7 protein-coding genes are annotated in these 19,692 nt (G+C 57.9%); 3 read left to right on the plus strand and 4 right to left on the minus strand.

Annotated elements, in window-relative coordinates; all coding sequences use genetic code 11:
- Positions 1 to 330: 330 nt before the first annotated feature.
- The 3 genes from AD669_RS03490 to AD669_RS03500 all read left to right on the plus strand — a co-directional run bounded on the left by AD669_RS03490 (position 331) and on the right by AD669_RS03500 (position 5,149).
- Positions 331 to 1,620, plus strand: coding sequence for a phospholipase (locus tag AD669_RS03490; RefSeq protein WP_053116989.1), 1,290 nt, complete (start codon positions 331 to 333; stop codon positions 1,618 to 1,620).
- A 48-nt stretch (positions 1,621 to 1,668) separates the two neighbouring features.
- Positions 1,669 to 3,627, plus strand: coding sequence for a DUF1302 domain-containing protein (locus AD669_RS03495; RefSeq protein ID WP_053116990.1), 1,959 nt, complete (start codon positions 1,669 to 1,671; stop codon positions 3,625 to 3,627).
- Positions 3,628 to 3,820: 193 nt separating this feature from the next.
- The gene (locus AD669_RS03500; protein ID WP_371262358.1) at positions 3,821 to 5,149 is read left to right on the plus strand and encodes a DUF1329 domain-containing protein; all 1,329 of its coding nucleotides are present in this window, start codon (positions 3,821 to 3,823) and stop codon (positions 5,147 to 5,149) included.
- A 71-nt stretch (positions 5,150 to 5,220) separates the two neighbouring features.
- Here the strand turns inward: AD669_RS03500 and AD669_RS03505 are convergent, their stop codons facing one another.
- The 4 genes from AD669_RS03505 to AD669_RS03520 are packed head-to-tail and all read right to left on the minus strand — an operon-like array spanning position 5,221 to position 19,686.
- A complete protein-coding gene (locus AD669_RS03505; RefSeq protein WP_053116992.1) occupies positions 5,221 to 8,049 on the minus strand; it encodes an RHS repeat-associated core domain-containing protein in 2,829 nt (942 codons plus the stop codon).
- Entirely contained in the window at positions 8,046 to 12,488 is a 4,443-nt protein-coding gene (locus AD669_RS03510) for a SpvB/TcaC N-terminal domain-containing protein (RefSeq protein ID WP_053116993.1), read from the minus strand. The genes AD669_RS03505 and AD669_RS03510 overlap by 4 nt, the downstream gene beginning before the upstream one ends.
- A complete protein-coding gene (locus AD669_RS03515) occupies positions 12,485 to 16,330 on the minus strand; it encodes a neuraminidase-like domain-containing protein (protein WP_053116994.1) in 3,846 nt (1,281 codons plus the stop codon). The genes AD669_RS03510 and AD669_RS03515 overlap by 4 nt, the downstream gene beginning before the upstream one ends.
- Positions 16,331 to 16,356: 26 nt before the next feature.
- A complete protein-coding gene (locus AD669_RS03520) occupies positions 16,357 to 19,686 on the minus strand; it encodes a Tc toxin subunit A (protein ID WP_053116995.1) in 3,330 nt (1,109 codons plus the stop codon).
- Positions 19,687 to 19,692: the final 6 nt, after the last annotated feature.

A 19,692-nucleotide genomic window follows, 5' to 3' on the forward strand; every position in this document is an offset into this window, starting at 1 on the left:
TTCGGCAGCTCCTACAGGGATCGTATCGTCACCTGAAATGGCGTACCGCCAGCTCAAACCGCTGTACCAGAGCATCCGCAAAATCACCGGCTACCCCGCCTAAAAAGCACACCACAATCCCCCTGTAGGAGCTGCCGAAGGCTGCGATCTTTTGATCTTTTTTTTCAGGATCAACATCAAAAGATCGCAGCCTTCGGCAGCTCCTACAGGGATCGTGTTGAGATTTGAATTGGCGCCATCGGAGACTTTTTCTGGTGAGATCGGACAGTGTCAGCGGCGGGGGCGGTTGTTAGGCTCATTCCCCACGGCACCTCCAATAAGAACCCGGCAATGAAGCTGACATTCCTCCTGTTGCTGCTTTGTGCAACGGCCCCAAGTGCTTGGGGCTGGTCGAACCATACGGTGGGCAGCTACCTGGCGTTGCAGGATCTGCCGGCGTTGCGCGATGCGCCGACCGTCGAAGTCGAGCCGCTGGAAACCTTCCTCACGCTGCAATACCAAGCGATCAGCGCATTGCTGGAAGAGCAGGAAAACTTCGCCCGCGATCACTTCGCTCAATACCCGCCACGCCCCGATGCGCTGAAATTACCGGCCACGCCGGGTGACAATCTGCGCCACGACTTTTTCACCGCGCTGCGCATCAACCCGCAGATTCATCTGGCGATGGTCATCCAGCCATTACCCGGCAAAGACCTGCCCGAGCGCGAGCATTTGCAGGCCAATCAAGTCATGGTCGAACAAACCCTGTCACCGTGGAATCGCCAGCGCTTTATCGTCGTCGCCAACCATGAAAAAGTCGCGCCACTGGCCGTGCTGGCCAGCGCCGCCGACGAGCCGGATTACGGCCACGACATCAACCTCTTCACTGACAACCCCGGCGACGCTGGCGCGCGCTACGGTTTCGGCCCGCAACCCTTTGGTGACGAGCGTTTCCAGTACAGCTCGCAAGCGCCGTTCCACATGGGCTTCTTCCACGAAAGCCCGGTGGTCTATGCCGCTGCCGGATTCCTCGAACGCAGTTGGCCGGACTGGCGCGCGTATCAATACATGGGCCTGGCGCGACTGGCATTTGCCAGCGGCCATCCGTATTGGGGTTATCGCTTTCTCGGCTGGGGCCTGCACCACGTTCAGGATCTGACACAGCCGTATCACGCCAAGCCATTGCCGGGCGTCGACCTCGCCAGTCTTCTGCTGCTGGAAGGCAAGGCGCTGGCCGGTTTCGCCGCCGACAAACAGGCCTCCATCGAACGCGTTGCGACCCGGCACATGGAAGTCGAAAAGTATCAATCGACCTGGCTGCGGCGTTTGCTGCGCGCAGGCAATCCGCATCCGATGCTCGACGCCTATACCAATGTCGCTCAAGACAAAAGCTATCCGCCGTACTCGGTCGACTACCTGCGCGAAGTGGTCAGCGCCGAGTCGGTCGATGATTCCGCCGCCTTCGACGAAGCGATCGGCCAGTGGCTGGAAACGGCGCCAGCGACCAGCGATTTCAGCAGCGGTAATCAGCTGCAACGCGAAGATTTCGACCATCCGGCACTCAATCAACAGCTGTTCAAACTGCTCGGCCATTTCGGCGCGCACAGCCGGATTTACGTCAGCGCGGGATTGGCGCCCTAGCCACCGCGACAGGACAAAAAACAATAAAAAACAGGGAAGGAGGAACACATGATCAACACTCGATTGCGCCTGACGGGCGCGGCGCTCCCCGGTGTCGGCCTGGCAGGGCTGCTGCAACTGTGCGCAGTCGATGCGGCGCACGCGGTGGAGTTCAGCTTCATGGACAAACAGGTCACCGGTTCGATCGATACGACGTTGTCGTACGGTCGTATGTGGCGGGTGCAGGGCCGCGACAAATCCAACGATGACGTCAACACCAACGACGGCAATCGCAACTTCGACACCGGGCTGGTTTCCGAGGTGTACAAGATCACTTCCGAGCTTGAAGCCAACTATCAGAACTACGGTTTGTTCATGCGCGGCACGGGGTTTTACGACACGCAATTGATGGACAAGCGCAACAACTACTACGACAACAACAGCCCCTCGCAACCGAGCCAGAGCTACCCGCAGGACGACCGTTTTACCAGCCAGACCCGCGATATTGCCGGCAGCCGCATTGAGATGCTCGACGCGTATGTGCACGGCAGTTGGGACGTCGCGCAGATGCCGGTGACCGCCCGAGTCGGGCGACAAGTGTTCAACTGGGGCGAGGGGATTTTCTATCGCGGCGGGATCAACACCACCAACCCGGTGGACGCGGCCAAGTACCGTTTGCCCGGCGCCGAAGTTAAGGAAGTGCTGGTGCCGGTAGAGGCGCTGAGCTTCAACGTCGGCCTCACCGATTCGCTGACCATGGAGAGTTTCTATCAGACCAACTGGAAAGAAACCCGCATCGATCCGGTCGGCACTTTCTACTCGCAAACCGACCTGTTCGCCGATGGCGGCAACACTGGTTACAACAACTTCAGCGGCACCGCGCTCGATACGCCGGTGCCGGGGTTTGGCAACGTCATCGGCCTGTACAGCGCACTGGGTAACAACCCGTTGCTGAGTTCAGCCCTGCAAACCACCGGGCTGTACGCCAACGGTGTGACGCCTGCGTACGGCAACACGTTGAAAGTGGCGTCGATCGGCAAGGACTACAACGCGCGCAACGACGGGCAGTTCGGCTTCGCTTTCCGCTACATCGCCGAGCAGCTCAACAGCACCGAGTTCGGGTTGTACATGGTCAACTACCACGCGAAGGAACCGACCATCGCGGCGGATCTGGGCGGGTACAAGGGCATCGACATGGATGCGCTGACCAACCTGTTGTCCGGCGTTGCCGGCGATCAGGCCGGGGCGCTCGCCGGTGGTCTGGCCACGGCCGATGTGATGGGCAACATTCAGGCGCATCGTCGTTACGCCGAAGACATCCGCATGTACGGCTTCAGCTTCAACACCACGCTGGGCGAGGCCTCGGTGTTTGGCGAAATCGCTTATCGGCCGAACCTGCCGATTGGCGTCGCGGCCACTAACGATTTGATCGGCGACCTGGCCAACGGTGCGGCGGTGGCGGTGACGGGCCGGTCGATCAACGTCGGCGGGCAGATGGTCAATCTCAACAGCGAGATCAACAACGCCGAGCGCGTCGAAGCGTTCAACACCTCGCTGGGCACCATCTACAACTTCGGCCCGACGGCCTCGTTCGACTCGCTGTTCGGCATCTTCGAACTGGCCTCGGAACATCTGCGCGGCAGCAGTTTGCAATACACCGCTTATGACGGCAGCACGCGTTATTACGCGGGGACTGGTAACTATTCCTATGTGTCCGGTGGTGATCGCGACGATCAGGTCAACCGTGATTCCTACAGCTACACGGCAATGCTCAACGGCACGTGGAACGACGTGTACGCCGGGGTCAACGTCTCGCCTTACATCGTTTACAAAGACGACTTTCAGGGCAACAGCTACCAGGCCGGCAACACCATCGAAGGTCGCAAGGCCTACACGCTGGGGATCAAGGCCAACTATCAGAACAAGCTCGAAGCCGAATTGCAGTACACCGAGTTCTACGGCGGCGGACAAAACAACGGCATCCGCGACCGCGACAACGTCGGGTTCAACCTCAAGTATTTCCTTTGAGCTGCACACGAGATTTCTGCAACACCTCATCCCCCTGTGGGAGCGAGCTTGCTCGCGAAGAGGCCGGCACATTCAACTTAGGTATCGACTGATATACCGCTTTCGCGAGCAAGCTCGCTCCCACAGGTTTCGCATTCTGGAGAAAGTCATGTTTCACACTTCACGATTGACCAAGACCACGCTGGCGCTTGTCATGAGCCTGGCCGCCGGCAGCGTTTTCGCCGCCATCACCCCGCAACAAGCCGAACAACTGAAAACCACCCTGACCCCCATGGGCGCCGAGCGGGCTGGCAACGCCGCCGGCACCATCCCGGCCTGGACGGGCGGCATCATCCAAGCCCCGGCCGGCTACAAACCGGGTCAGCATCACCCTGATCCGTACGCGGCGGACAAACCGTTGTTCACCATCACCAAAGCCAATCTCGACCAATACAAAGCCCACCTCAGCCCCGGCCAGATCGCGCTGTTCAACAGCTATCCCGACACCTTTCAGATGCCGATCTACCCGTCCCGTCGCTCCGGCTCGGCGCCGCAGTGGCTGTACGACAACACCTTGAAAAACGCGACCTCGGCGAAACTGCTCGAAGGCGGCAGCGGTTTCTCCGATGCCTACGGCGGCGTGCCGTTTCCAGTGCCGAAAGACGGCGTCGAAGTGCTGTGGAATCACATCACTCGCTATCGCGGCATCTACGTCGTGCGCCGCGCTTCCGAAGCGCCGGTGCAGCGCAACGGCAGCTTTGCGCTGGTGACGTCGCAACAGGAAGCACTGTTCAACTACTACCGCCCGAACGGCCAGTTCGCCGACCTGAAAAACATCCTGTTCTACTACCTCGCCTTCGTAAAAAGTCCGGCGCGTCTGGCCGGTGGCGCAGCCCTCGTTCACGAAACCCTCGACCAACTCAAAGACCCACGTCAGGCCTGGGTCTACGACGCCGGCCAACGCCGCGTACGCCGCGCGCCCAATCTCGCGTACGACACGCCGATCTCATCCTCCGATGGCCTGCGCACCGCCGACGACACCGACCTGTTCAACGGCTCGCCGGATCGCTACGAGTGGAAGCTCAAGGGCAAACAGGAAATCTACATTCCCTACAACAACTACAAAGTTTCCAGCCCCGACGTGAAGTACGCGCAACTGCTCACCCCGGGCCACCTCAACCCGCAATACACCCGTTACGAACTGCACCGGGTCTGGGTGGTGGAAGGCAACTTGAAACCGGGCTCGCGGCATATCTACTCGAAACGCGTGTTGTTCCTCGATGAAGACAGCTGGGGCGCTGCGCTGGTCGATCAATACGACGGGCGAGGGGAGCTGTGGCGCGTGTCGATGGCCTACCTGAAAAACTTCTACGACCTGCCCACAACGTGGAGTGCGCTGGACGTTTTCCATGATTTGCAGGCCCGTCGTTACTACGTGCAGAACCTCGACAACGAAGAAGCCGAGACCGTGGATTTCGCCCAGCCGGTGCCCGAGGATGCGTACTTTATGCCGTCGGCGTTGCGCCAGCGCGGCACGCGGTAACCGACTTGGAACCAGGCCATGCCTCGTGCAGGGCATGACCTGGGCCAACTCGATCAAGGCAGAATGCTTAATCAGAACCGCTTGAAGTAGTTCGCGGGGAACATGTTGCCTATGTCATCAGCCAGGCGGGTTTCAATCTCAATCTGGTTGAGATGCCCCACGGGGACTTCAGCGAAGTTGAAGAAATTGAAGCCGTCGCTGATGTTGATGTCGCTGGATTGCTGCTGGGAAGTCAGTTGATGCCATATCCAGGTACTTGAAGCCCCGGTTGAATAGGCCTGCACCAACTGGTCGTTAACCAGCGTCGGATTTTGTTGCGGCTGTTGCGTATACAGCGGCGCGAGCGCAGCGACGTCAGCCATGGCAATTTCATACGCAGGATCCTGCGGCATCCGCGGAGTGACGTTGAGGCTTGAAGCTACTTGGGGGTAGCGACTCTCCGAGAGCAAGTGCGGCATCGGATAAATCACCCAAGGATCGATGACCAGCGGATCCAGGCCAGGGTCTCCCAGTAACGTGAATCTGTGTCCGGGAATTTCCGAGAGGTGAACGGGAAGTAGCTGGCTGTTGCGTGCTGAGGATGAGAGCAGGCTGGAACTGACGACAGCGTATTCATCGCAATTGCCGGTCGCAGCGGCCACTGCGTGTTGTGCCCAGGGCTGCACGGCCGATGGTTGCCCGACGTTGGCGCGCAGGGCATTGGTCATTGCCGAGGACAGCTCCAGACTATTGGAAATGGCGCCGATCTGATTGCCTGGGCCGTTTGAAAGTAATGAGCGTGTCGTCCAGATCGTGTCATAGGCCAGTCTGTAACGCTCAAGATCGCCAGGATCCAGATACGCGCTGGAGGCGCTGTGCGCAACCGAAGCGCGTGTAGCCGCCGGGGCCGGGGCAGTGGGCTGGGTACTGAAAGTGCCGACTTCATACTTGAAGAGACCGGCATGATCCTTGTACCGCAGTGGGTTGTTGGCGACGAACCCATACAGATTCAACCCGTCTACCCTCCCGGCCGGATCCGCACTGATCCAGCGATGGAGCCAGGGCGCGTAGTAACGCGAGCCGTAGTAATACAGCCCGCTGGCATCGCGCTCTTTGCCGGAGTAGCGAACGGTGCGGTAATTGGCCACGATTTCGCTCCGTGCCGCCCGCCATGCGGTCGAACCAAAAGGGTAATAACCTTCCTCGCTGATGCGTTGGCCGTCGCCATCGAGTTCCAGTGTGGTGCAGGCGGGATGGTCATTAAAGGTGTATCGCAGAGCACCATTGTTGATGGCGTCAGGGCGGCCTTTTTTCCAGTACAGACACGTGACCTGGCACGCTCCCGCATCGACGGTGATGACATCAAGCGTTGACCTGCTGTCAGTGCGCACTTCCAGTCCCGGCAAATAAAGCGTCTGGCGCAGATGTGTGGTGGCGTGGGCTTTTCGAATTTGACGTTTGCGTACGCGTTGACCAGTGGCGTCGTAGAGATAGGTTTCCTGGTCGGCGTCGCCATCGGCCCGTTCGATCACCGCAACACGTTGCAGTTGGTTGCGGTTATTCCACTCCAGCGGCTGGCCCGGTTGCAGGGCGAGCTGGTTGCCATTGGCGTCGAAGCCATTGTCGAGATCGGGTGGGACATCGCCCTTTTTCCTGCGCAGGGCGCGGTTACTGCCGGCGGCGACTTGCAGGGCGCGGGTGTAGTTGTTGCCTTCAGATTGATGCCGCAACGTTATGAGGTTGCCACGCGTGTCGTAGCTGTATCGCTGAGTGAAATTGACCAAACGACTGAGGTCGCCGGATACAGGGAGCCAGGCAGGGAGCGACGCTTGCACGCGCGCCCCTTTTATCTCCCGTCCTGTCGCCTGGATCAGTTGATAAAGGCTGTCGTACTCATAAGTACTGACGGGGAGGATGCGCTGGTTAGTGTGGTGTTGCTCGGCCTTGCTGCTATCCGTAACGCTCACGATATTGCCGACCCGATCGTAGTCGACGTGCATTGATTGCAGGATTCGACCATCGGCCGTGGCCACCTTGCGTTCCTTCACCCAGCCATTGGCGGGCTGGTAAGACGTCTGCTGGGTGATTTTGCCACCGACATTCTGCGAAGTGATCTGCCCCTGCTCGTTGTAGGTCACCTGGTCAAGAATCAGCGTTTGCCCGGTGTCATCGTGCTTTTGCAAGGTGACGCTCTTCAACTGGCCCGCCAGATCGAAGTCGCGACGTTGAATATGCCCGCTCGCGTCCTTTTGCATGAGCCACTCACCCGTCACAGCGTAGTCCCAGGCTGTCGAAAAACCGGGGGCATCTTCCAGCAGGGTGTTCCGCTCTTCGGGGAGTTGTGGCCAGTCCACTGCGAGTGGCTGCAGCACAAAGCGCCGGGTTTCCCTGATGAGGTTGCCATCCAGATCGTACCCGGCCAAGGCTCGACTGCCGGCGGTATCGTCATGACGTATCAGGCGGCCGCACAGGTTGTCGTGCGCATGGTCGGCTGAGCCATCGGCGTAGATAAAGCGCTCAATGCTTTGTCGTGATTCTGCCTCGTGTTGCTCGTGGATTGCCGTTGGACGCATCAGTCTGTCGTGTTCGAATTGCCAGTGACTGCCGCGAGCATCCCATTTCTCCTCAAGTTGGCCAGCCTCCCCAAACAGGCTGACGCACCAGCCAGCATCAACGCTTCGGGTCAACAGTATTGCGCCGGACAGGCTGGTGATTTCGCTGAAATCTGTGATGGGGGGACTGGCATCGACCGTGGGTGAATAGTGCTCGACGGACTGCCGAGAGATGTCGTGCAGGCTTCTGCTGATGCGTGCCTGCGGACGGCTGAAAGGGTCATTGCACAAGTACCTGACCTGGCGGATTTGAACCCCGCGGCTATCGACGACGTTCAGGGTCGGCGTATGGCGATGAAGAGCGCTCATGATGCGTCTCCCGGCTCAAGCGAAAGCGTGTTCTCGAAAGGCTTGTCGGCGTGGGTATCGTTTTCGTCCTCGCTCAGGGTGTACCAAGGGTGATAGGCATATCGGCGCTCATCACCGCTGGCATTGATGACCCTGATCAATCGCCCTGCGGGATCGTAGAATTGTTGATCGCAAAAGCCCGATGTACGTTTTATCGCGTCGTGGCTGTAGCGGTAATCGTCACTGAACCATGGCCGGTAGAGGCGGATGACTCGACCCTTGTTGTCGTATTCCACCGGTGCACTGACTCGCCAGCGTGCATCGACTTTCTGTTTGTTTTGCAGAGGCCGGCCAAAGCCGTCCTGACTGGCGATCATGATGCCGATCTGTTGCCCGGCAGCGTCCGGGTAGCGATCAGCCTGCAATGCAACACTGTGCACCGGTTCACGCACGGCGTTACTTGTCTCACGCCGCAAGTAGCGTTGCGCCGGTGTCAGGGTTGCGAGTTGCTGCAAGCGTTTGCGGGTGCTGGCGCGAATGAACCCGCCCGGGAGCAATTCGCCGGACGCAATCGCCTGATTGCGCCATTGCGACTCTTGTTCAGTATCGACAGGTGCCACCATTCCCATCCAGCTCAGAGGGGCATAGAAGAATGCGCTGGCCGCTTGTTGCAAGGATCGCTGAGGCGACTCGATGGCGGCGACAGTTGACGTGTTCAACGGATGAGCGTCGAGCGGTTTGAAACCCTGTTGCTTGTCGACGATGTTTTTGTACTGGCTGAGCACGCGTACGTTTCCAAAGCCATCGTAACGCGCTTCTCGGATGATGCCGTTGGGGTCGATCAGTTGGGTGGCGCTCAGGGTTCGATAGTCAATGGCGCGTGTTCGTGTGGTGCATTGATCCGGCAGCGTGATCGAAGTAATCAGGCAATGGTAACGGTCATAGCCGATCGTAGTCGGCGCCTGTTGTCTGCTGGCGCTGAACGTTTTGGGTCTGAAAAAACCGTCCGCGCCCTGGTAAGTGGTGTAATCGCGTCGCACCGACCAGAGGTCTGCGGCAATCGCCCAAGTGTCTTGCAGTGGCGGCGCGATGGTCATATTCCGGTAGCCGCTGGCTTGCAGTTTTTCGCGGATATCAACAGCACGGGGCGCGGTCTGGAGTGTGGCGAAGGCTTTGAGTGCCAAGTCGTTGATCTCGGCAGTTTCGCGATGATCCACCAGCGCTTCGATACTTGCCTGGCCATCGGCCAATGTTTCATCAGTCTTGCTGTCGCGGTAGCGCAGCACCGACAGAGCGGTCAAGACGCGCAAGGTTTTCCAGCGAGCGGTGGCGCTCAGTTTCAGCATGCTTTCATGGTTGATGCCGGCGGGGTCGAGTCCGTCGGGGAGCGGCGACTTGGGCAATCTCAAGGCGTGGGCGCATTGTAGATACGGCAATCCCAGGCGATGGCTCTGCCCTGCATCCAGATGAATGAAGCGTTCTCGGTTTTCCTGCACGTAGTAAAACTGCTGTTGATCGTCATGCGCATCACGCCACCATTGTTGTTGCCACTCATCAGTGAAGGGACTGGCATCAGTGGCCTGTTTGCGTCGGGCATAACGGATCTCCATGGAGTGGGTGGTAAACCCGTACTGATCCCATTGCAGATTGAGTGTATGGCGGCATTGCGGATCATCGGCGATCCGCTCGTAATCAAGGCGTACCGTTTCGGCAAGTACGGGGTGCACGATGGAACACGGACTGTGCTTGCCGCGTCCCCGGAGTTCGTTCAGTTGATAACGATACGTCTGCACTGAGTAAGGAACCACTGATCGGGCATCGGCATCGCGGGCGTAAGTTTCTTCACGGAGGACGCTGCCCGCCAACGCGATGGCCATCTCACGCTGACGGGATTTCCAGTGGGCTGTCGCCGCCTTGCGTTTGTGGGTGTCGGGAGACCAGCTTTCGCCTATGTTCTGAATGGCTGGTTTCAAGGCGACCGCGTCTTTGTCACGCCAGTCCGAAACCGGCAACAGTGGATCAATGGTGTCACCGCTGTGGAACCAGGTTTTGCTGAGCATTGGCGGGGTATGAGCGCTGTAGGGGCTGGATCCGCTCTCGAGGCTGTCTGTCTGTTCAAGCAATCCGAAACCGCGGAACTCACGCTCTGCACTGTCGTAGGCTGCGCGTCGGTAAGTGAAATGGCGGGTCAATCGATTGTCGGTAATTTCGTCGTGCACGGTCTGCTCCTTGACCACGGGTAACGGAAACGGCAATCGACAGAGCGTTTTTTTGTTTTTCGCCAGTAACTGTTTTTTCTCATCCAGCCACTCTTGGGCAGAACTGCGATAGCGGATGCTGTGAATGGCGCCCATGTTGTTGTCGGTTGTACCGAGCAAGTACGGTTTACCGTTGACGAAGTCATAGCGCCAATACCTCGTCGCGCTTCCCGGTATCTCGATCACCAGGCTGGAGCAACCGGTTCCCTGCAGGTCGGCTGCCCTGACCTGACAGAAACGATCCAGGTGCAGTCCATTGGGCCAAGGCAATTTGATCGGTGCCGCCAGTCCGTTGCCAAAGCAGTTCATGAAAATACGGGCACCATCGGCTTGCAGATAGATCAGGTCGGTAGCGCCGCTGCCATCCAGGTCAGCCAGCAAAATGCGCGATGCATCGAAGGATTCGTAGGCAAAATCAAGTGGGGCAATGACCCGGCCTGTGCCGAATCGGCCTCGTCCAAGATTCGGCCAGCACTTCATTTCGTTGTGACGAATGCGCACCAGATGTTGCTGGCCGCTGCCCAGCACATCGCTGAAGGCCACCAGTTCGCTGGGGGAGTGGTTGTCACTGGGCAAGTCATCGTCATCAGGCATGCGCAGTATGTCGGTTGCCATTTTGAACCCTGCCTTGCCCAGGCTGGCATTCAGCCTCACGCTGCGGGGGCCGATGATGGCCAGATCGCCGAGGCCCGTCCCCATCAGATCGACCAACTGTCCGTTGGCCTGGAAAAACTCTGTGGGGAATGCCTCAAAGGGCGTGAATCCCGACCATTTGCCTAAAGCATCAAGGGTGAAAAAGCCGCTGATGCCCGGTTGGAGCATTAGCCAGTCCGGCCGGTCATTGCCGGTGAAATGGCCAAGGATTTGCCGGACAGATTTGTCGGTGTCAGCGACGGGGATGCGTGGCAGTAATTGCGCAGGCAAATAGTCCACACGATCGCCGCCGTCCTCATGACGTTTGGGGGCACAGTAACGCCATGCTTTTTCAGTCTGCTGAAGAATCCCCGGCAGACCCTCGCCGTACAGGTCGACAAACTGGAACAAGGGCGGATGTTGCAGCGTGTTCAGCACTTCGAAGGGCTGGAACCGGTTTGTCTCGGGTTGCCAGTCAAACGGGGTGTAGGAGAACTCGAGCGGAGGCAGGTAATCGGTATTGCCGTCACTGCCATAGGCCTGATTGAACACGGCGGTCAGCAAACTACAGGACAGGGGCGAGGTCTGGTACTCGAACAAAGCGCGGCGTACCAGTACCGGGCCTCTGGTCATTTTTTCTTCATCAGGGAAATGGTGAAACATCAGCACCTGCCGGCACAGGCGCGTGGTGCGCAACTCGAAACCATAGCGAAAGTCCGAGAACGGATCTGGACGCTCCTCTACGATGGCTCGCCCGGCGACGTCAGGTTTGTCCTCCAGCGTGGCCGCACGTTCGCCGTAGTCGAAACATAACTCGAAATGGCAGCGTCGATCATTGGCGGATGGATGGGTGAATGCGTAAAGCTGTGGAGCGCCAGTGACGTTGCCATAGCGCACACGGGTCAAGTAACGCTGGATGCCTGTAGCGAGGGGCTCGGCGGTGTACTCGTAAAGGATGTGTTCACCGTGGGCATTCATGCTTTCTTCAAGCAACCATTCCGCAACATGATCAGGGTGGGCCGGATCAGCGCGGCGTGCCGACGGTGTTTTGCCATAGACGTGCTGGTGGCCATCCGCGCTGCCTACCAGCCAGAACCCGACCGGGTTATCAGCGCTCGACCAGTGTTCGATGCGATCGAAGCCGCGCTCGACCCGGGGGCGGTAGCGCACCACGCTATGAACGGGGTTTGTCGTATCGTCAGCGTAGTGTTTCCGGGTGGATTCGATTGCACCGCTGTCCTTGTTCCGGTCGGGCATCCAGACCGTGCCTTCGGGGCCGACGAACAAATCCTCATCGTTGTATGCCGGTACGCCCAGGCTGGTGCGCCTGGATATGGTCGGCACTGGCAGGTACCAACCCAGACCGAATACCCCATTGCCGTGGCTGGAGCTGTAGCGTAAGGACAGTGCTGGTGCATAACCGCGACCTGCCGAGATCGGCAAGGCGATTTCGCAGGTGGCCGTGCCGCTGGAACCGACCGTGCCGATGTCCGCTCCGAGCGATTGAATCGCACCGCCTCCCTTGGGTAGCGACTGCGGCGTTGCAATGAGTTGAGGGTCTTGGGTCATGGCGTGAGCCCTCCGACCCTGGCGGTGTAGCGCAGGTGAACGATGACATCAGTGAGCGATTCGAGCATGGCTTTTTGCGAGCGGTGATTGGGAAAGGACAACTTCCATTTCGAGACCGCACCGGTGTATTCGAACGGCAAGAAGCGCTCATCCTGAAAGTTCAGCATGAACAGGCCGCTGTCATCGACGCCCGTCGACAATGCGATTTGCTGATTCAATCTTGCCTGTTTGAGGACAGTCTTGCCGTCGCCGGGCAAGACCACTTCACTCGCGGTTTGGGTCAGCGTGGCGCGGATATCTTCATAAGGGCCGACGATGGCCGGCAGCGAAACACTGATGCTTTTGATCCGGCGCAGACAGTGTCCGGGATAGTCATGGTCGAAGAGCGATTGGCTCAACTCGAACTCGCAGGATCCATTGTTCACCAGCTCGAATTTGATGCCTTGCATCGCCGGGTTGCCGCCATCCCCGGGGACGATGTCATCCCAGGGCTTGTTGATGGATTTCGCCCCGCCTGGCAGATCGTCCTCTTTCTGCTTGAGTCGTCGCAGCGACACGGTCTTGCGAATCTCCAGTTCGCGGTCATGGCACAGCAGGTAGGCATCGTTCATCTTCAGCAACCCAAGCTTCATTCGCTCACCCGGGCCCAGACCCCGATAGGTGGTATTCCATGCCAGATGCTCAAAGAAGGGCGGGGTTGAATCATCGGCCAGCTCATAGCGCCAACACTGTTCCGTCAGTCGGCACAGGGCGAGTGTCGAGTCATACACCTGATAGTAGAAGCTCGAGAGCTGATTGGTGAACCACTGATAAAGCTGTGAGTTGGTAAAACGCTTGCTGAGAAAGTTGTAGGCGTTGCGGGCTTGGTTCAGTGCCGTCCGGGTTTGTCGTAATAGCAGTTGCGAGGCGGCTTCCTTTTCGGCCTCCAGCGCCAGTTGGGCATCGATCTGGGCAATTTCGAGAGTGACCTGGTCGCGGGCGAATAGCCATTCCTGATGGCGGCGACGGTATTGGGCGGCCCGTTCGAGCGCTTCGCCGGTTCCGTGGGCGGCAGTGGCTGCACCCATTGCCGCTGCTGCCACAGCCATAGGGCCGCCTTCCAGACGAAATCCACCGTCGGCCAGGCCGAAAATATTCGGTACGAGCTTCAATCCATGGCCGACGGCCTGTGCCGCATGTGCGCCAGCCTCGGCAATGCGCCCGGTCAGATGGGCAACGGCGGCGCCGACTTCTTCAGGATTGAGGACTTCATCAACCAGCTTGCCGTAGTAGTCCCGGCGTCCCTCAAGGATGGCTCTACCGGCAAGCAATGCCTCGCGGGACTTGCGGTCGATGGTCAGGGAATGCGTCTGCAGTTCGACGGCCATGTTGGCGATGTCCCAGACATGGTGTTGTTGCAGCTCCAGATAGCTGGCCTGCTCGCTACGCTCGATAAAGGACAGCAGCGTTGCGCCGAACTGGATGACACTTTCCACCGCCGTCATGGCTTGGGCGTGCATTGCGCTGAAGCGGTAGGGTGGAATCACCAGACCGGAGCGCTGGACGTTGCCGGGCTCCGCCGCTTTTGGCGGATTGGTGCTCAATGGATCGCTCGAGTCCGGAGTTGAACCGAACATTGGAGGGTTTAAGGGCCGGCCAACGATATCGAGATTGTGTCTGAGGTTGTGCAAGCGACTTTCCAGTCTGTCCCAGTGCGCGATCAATACGGGATTGAAGGGCAACCGCAGGTGCGGGGTATCGATGGTATGGATCGACGGTGGATGGGCGTAAGGTCGCACGCACACCTCAGGTGCCAGATTTTCCTGTGCCGATATGTCTTTGTTTTCGGTGCTCAGTTTTTTTTCAAAACTGCGCAGATCCGCGTTGATCTCGCTGCTGAAGTCGCCGAGGGTTATCGCGTTCCAGATGTCGGTCTGGCGGATATCCGGTCGCGGCCCGAGCAAATCCGCTGCCCGGACATACCATAGCTTTGCCTGCGATAAACCGTCGGGGGTCAACCGGCGATAGGCGGCATCGGCGCGATTGAGCAAGATGTCGATATGGAGCATGTACAAGGCTTTTCGAAAGTGAACCGGGTGACTCAGTGCGATTTGATGCGGATCCTGCGGGCCCTGAATGGCATGGCTGAGTTGCCCTGGCACCGGAGTGCTGGAAGTCAGCGGTACTGAGTTCCAGTAATCAGGGCTGCCGCCCTCGATTTTTTTACGACCGGGATTGAACAGGTACTGCAACCAGTTTTCGGCGTGAGCGTATTGCCGCTCCTGATTGAAACGATGGGCCACCAGCCACGGCAAATAGAGAAATAGCTCGAAGAAATAACGACCGTAGGCACCATGGAAATCCATTACCCCGGCATCGCCGCCCGCCTCGAAGGGCGGCTCGGGCAAGTGCTGTGAACTCCAGCTCAGCAACTCATCCATGCTGGCTTCGGCACGTTCGATCAGGTGCCTGGCGAACGTGATGTTCATTCGGATGGGCGAGCGTTTTTGCTTTTCAGTGACTGTGCTGCCGGATTCCGTGAACTCGATCTCGGATCCGGCGAAGTCGATGAACTCAGTGGTTCCTGTCTTCCCATCGAAGTGAGTGTTGATGCTGGGGGCGGTGCGCTCGTTCTGAAGCGCTTCATGGAGAAATTGCAGTTGTCGTTGCTCACCCGGCGGAAAGTGCTCGGCAAGATTTCTCAGAGGAATGTCTGTGTCAGCCTCTAGCAGACCGCTTGCACGAATGTCGGATCTGGAGATGGCATCCTTGTCGATCTGCGCCGACATCCAGAGCAAATGTTTCGCAGCCTTTTTGACGTATGGCACGTCAGTGACATACAGCGTGACCAACAGGCACGCATTATTCTGATCGTAGACAGCGATAGTCTGTGTGCCCTTCAGCACTTGCTCCACGCTCCGCGTGTGCATCTCTGTATGTAGCCCATAGGCTCGCACGCAGCTTGTGGGCGTACTCCAGCTTCCATCGTATTTCTTGAAACACATATTCAGACGGAATAAGGGGTTGGTCTTGGGCTTCGCTGGATCGCTGTTGCTTGAGGCTTTGTCTTGAAAGATGCATTCGGCCCAGATCACATACAGGCGCTTGTTGAACATCACGGGACGGACAGTGTGTTCAATGGCGCTTTCGGAAAAGGGCAGATCGAAGCGGTTCCAGTCCGACCAGGCCTGGGGTTCGGGCGCATCGTATTGGCTGGTCAGTGACTCAGGGACGCTAGGTCTTTTCGTCATGTCCAGTGAGCGCCAGTACCAGGTGTTCGCCGTTCTGGATCGGGCAACAAAGTAATAAGTACTGGCGCTGAAAACGCTGCCGTCGATGTAACCGTTGACGGTTTTCAGGTTTGCCACTTCTTCCAGCCTGCTCAGATAAGCCAGTACCGTGGTTTGTACAGACTCAATGCTTAACTGGTTCTGGTTGAGGTCGTTTTCCAGTTTCTTGAAGCTCTCGGTGCAGTTCTGGCGCAACGTTGGATCAAGATAGGCCGCCGGGAAATAGTGCAGGCGTTCGTTAGTTGCCCAGCCTTGGTATTCATGCATCGCCGTGCGCCAGGTTTCAATCTGGTCGGGTGCAACGACTGCCGTTTGATACCCCTGCTCCATGCTATCCAGAATGCTGTTGATGTATTGCTGCAGGCTGGCGATAGCGCAAGCCACCGGGCTGGTCGGCACGTCCTGGCTGACCAGTACGTCCAGCAGCAAGTGGTGGTAGAGGTCATTCGCGGTCTTGAGCTGCGTTTCAATGTCGCCGCTGTTTGAAACGTCCGAATCGATCAAGGACAGATAGAGCCCGAGCAGCGCGTCACGCAGACTTTCTTCAAGTTGTTTTTCGATCAGTGCTTTCATGTTCGTTCCTTGAGCATGAGATGGGATCAGTTTCCGCTGGCCATTACCGCCTCACCGACGGATTTCCAGTGTTCTTCAGGGCTGTCGTTCTGCAGTCTGGTCGCGTCAAGCAAGGCCGCCGCGCCGAGCCCGGTTTTTGCGCAGGTGTCGTGACAGCGCACAAGCCAGTCAATGTCCTCCATGGTGCTGGCCCGTGAGCGGGGTAGTCGGGCGGTCAACAGACTGACTTGCGCCGGCGTCCAGTTCAGCAGACGAGCCAGATGAAGGTTGCTGGCGTCCGCGGATGAGCCGGGTTCGTTGGCCAGCTCCAGATAATTCAACAGGCTTTCTTCATCATGCTGATGGGTCGTCATGCAATGGACTATCCGGTCGAGCAGGTAGAGGGTCTCGAGTGTCAGCGCCAATGCCGAATTCGAGCGTTGCAGCCAATCGGGATGGTTCTGGAAAACCTGTAATGCCCTGTTGCTCATTTGCAGCTGAACGGCCGCCCGGGCATGGCGCAGGACGGGTTCGAGGGTCGATGCGAGATCGTTCAATCGTTCCGAGGACAATGCGGCAAGCAGGATTCGGTGGATCGAGGACTTCGCCCAGATCACTACGCCCTTTGCACACGTCATGGGAAGCCAGCAGGTTTCCTGAAGAAACGTCTCGATCAGATGTTGCTGTCGATCATGGGCTGGCAGGAGCAGGTCTTTGAGTTTTTGTCGGGCGTTTTTCTTTAGTCTCTGACTTTCCGCGTCGTCGTCGACGTGAATCAACAGCGCGGGTAATTTCTCGAGGGCCGCGTCCATCTTTTCAGAGGCGTCGTCCGTTGCCAGCGGCGCGAAATTTTTCACCAGACCCTTTTCATCGAGCAAGTCGATCGCCAACTCTGCGCGCAAATTCGCACTGTCGGGCAATGACAAGGCTGCCAACTCGGGCGTCGTCACCACGGCTTTTCGTGTTGCAGCCTGCAGACTGGTGAAGTGTTGCAGCAACTTACCCAGCATTTGCTCGCTGCTGCTTGCCGGCTCGAGGAGCTGCTGAAGTCCCGGGATGTCAAAGACGGACTGCTTGATCCAGCGGCTGATCCAGTCCATTTGCATCAGGACATCAAGCATGTCGAGATCCCGTGGCGCGCTCTCGGCGCTGGTCAGTGTGACCTTTACGTAGGTTTCAAACAGTGCCCGGTTTGCGCCCTGCCTGGTTAGCGTTACGAAAGGGCTTTGCAACTGCAGCAGTTCATCGAGAGTGCCACCGTAGGTGGACACAGTCCCCGCTAAGGGCGTGACGGTATTCGCCGCGACCTCATGAGGCATCTTGAAATAGAGTTCAGGCAGCTCCCCGGATAAATTGCGGGGATAGCGGACAGTGATCACGTTGTCGATCGAGTCGGAAAAAAAAGCCGTTCCTATCTCGATGCTGGAGCCTGGAAGCAAGTGCCAGTGCTTCATGTCCGCCGACAACGGGGCGCCGATGCACAGGTTTATCTTGAGCCCTTCAAGATCGGAGCAATCGACCTTGATTTCATGCTCTTTGGTCTGACCTGACACCAGATACGCGGCAATCCTTTCTCCGCCCAACAGATTCGCCAGCGTCGCACTTTCACTGACGGTGAAGCCGAACAGCTGCGCAATGCGAGCCTGGCGGTAAATGGAAGACAACGTGTGCGCGTCGCACTTCAGCGAGCCCAGTTGTTTCTCGGTATTTTTCACAATGTGCAACAGCGCGTTTTCCGACAGGGAAATACCCAGGCTGGCGCTCAAATGCTGCAGAACCGAATGCGAGAGTGGATCTGTCGGGTTTGACGAAAACGCTCGGCCATCAAGCAACAGCGGCTCATCGAACAAGCGCGCCTGATTGAAGATCCGGTCAAAGAGTGCCGGCTCATCACTGGTCGCGGACGTTGATACAAGGTGCAGTAATGCGGCGAATTCCTCAGCCTTGAGTGAATAGTTGCGCTGAAAATATCGATACACACCGAGTGCGCGAATCACATGGCGATCAATTTGCAGCGTGGGTTCCGGTGCGCGCGGCGAGCCCATGGCACTGCAGATGAGGACATCCAGATCGGCAAAGGGCATCTCCAGCCAGCGTTGCAGGCGAATCATTCGATGCAGGCGCTCTAAACGTTGCGCGGTTGCATGTGTGATGCGCGCAGGTTTCGTGTTTCGGTCGATCGTCATCGCCGGGTAGCGGGCGCTAGTCGCACCGTTGACGTAACGAGCTGTACCGGCACCGAATGAGCTAGCCCCCAGACGATTCTGAGGGGAGTTGTGCAGGGCGTATCGGCCTTGCGCGAGTAATGCCTCCAACTGGTCGGCATTGAGCCCGGTTCGCTCGAGGAAGGTGCTGATGTGACTGAGATCGTCGGTCGTTGCCGGGCCGTAAACAGGTTTCCAGTATTGCGACTGTTGCTCGGCTGTAAACGAATCACTTGCGACGCTCGACAGTGTTCTGGCATCAGGCCAGTCAGTCAGAAGTGCCTGACGCTTGGGTCCCAATCCTGACATCAGGGCCTGTGCCACACGCGGTGAAGATTGCGGCACGCTGCCATAAAGATGGCTTTCATGCTGGTTTAAGGGGAGATGCTGGCTGATGCGATAGTTCAACTCGCCCAGCGCAGTGTTTTTTTCGTTCAGCCCCAACAGGCATTGGTGATGAAAGAATTCGTAGGGAAGGACGAAAGGGAACTGCCGTTGAGCCAGCAGTTGATAGGTCGATTGAGCTTTGTCGGGGGCCGATAACAGCCCTGCGCGAATATTGTTATCCAGCGTTTCGTTGACGATCCTGAGCATCGGTTGAGCAGTGAAGGTGCTTTGATGACTGATCGACAGTAGCGACAGATCCGGGCGTCGTGCAGCCAAAAGAATTCGATCGTTTTTCTCTTCGCTGTTTACTGAGGGACTTGACTCCAGTTGCAGGGCAAACAGGTACAGCGCGCGGAGATAGGCGACCTGCGAATCGATGGCGGCAATCGAATCGACCTTGCAGGCATCGTCCCAGTTTTCCATGAACAGATGGGTATAAGTGGGGGCTTGTTCCTCGGCTTTGCGAATGCTCGACGGATGCCAGTGGTGTTGTGCTTTTCCATCTGAAGTGCGCTGTTCCCGGTAGAGATGAGTGAGCTGCGCCGCAAGGCATCTGACATTGTCGAAAAGCATTTTTGTATCGATTGAGGACGACAGTTGGCTGAGTGATTGTCTGGCTTCAATGCCGGCGCGGACCCTGGCGGCGAATTCGGCCTCGGTCAGTCGGGTGATGTCGAAGATCGAGCCGAACTTCAGATCTTTGTCGAAAAGCTCTTTGAACTCGCTCTCCTGATCTTTCGGACTGTGCGTCTGGATCAACGTCTTGAGCAGTGTTCGGTCGGTCATCCCGGT

This window comes from Pseudomonas sp. P1.31 (genome assembly GCF_001269815.1).
In the GTDB taxonomy this organism is placed as follows: domain Bacteria; phylum Pseudomonadota; class Gammaproteobacteria; order Pseudomonadales; family Pseudomonadaceae; genus Aquipseudomonas; species Aquipseudomonas rustica.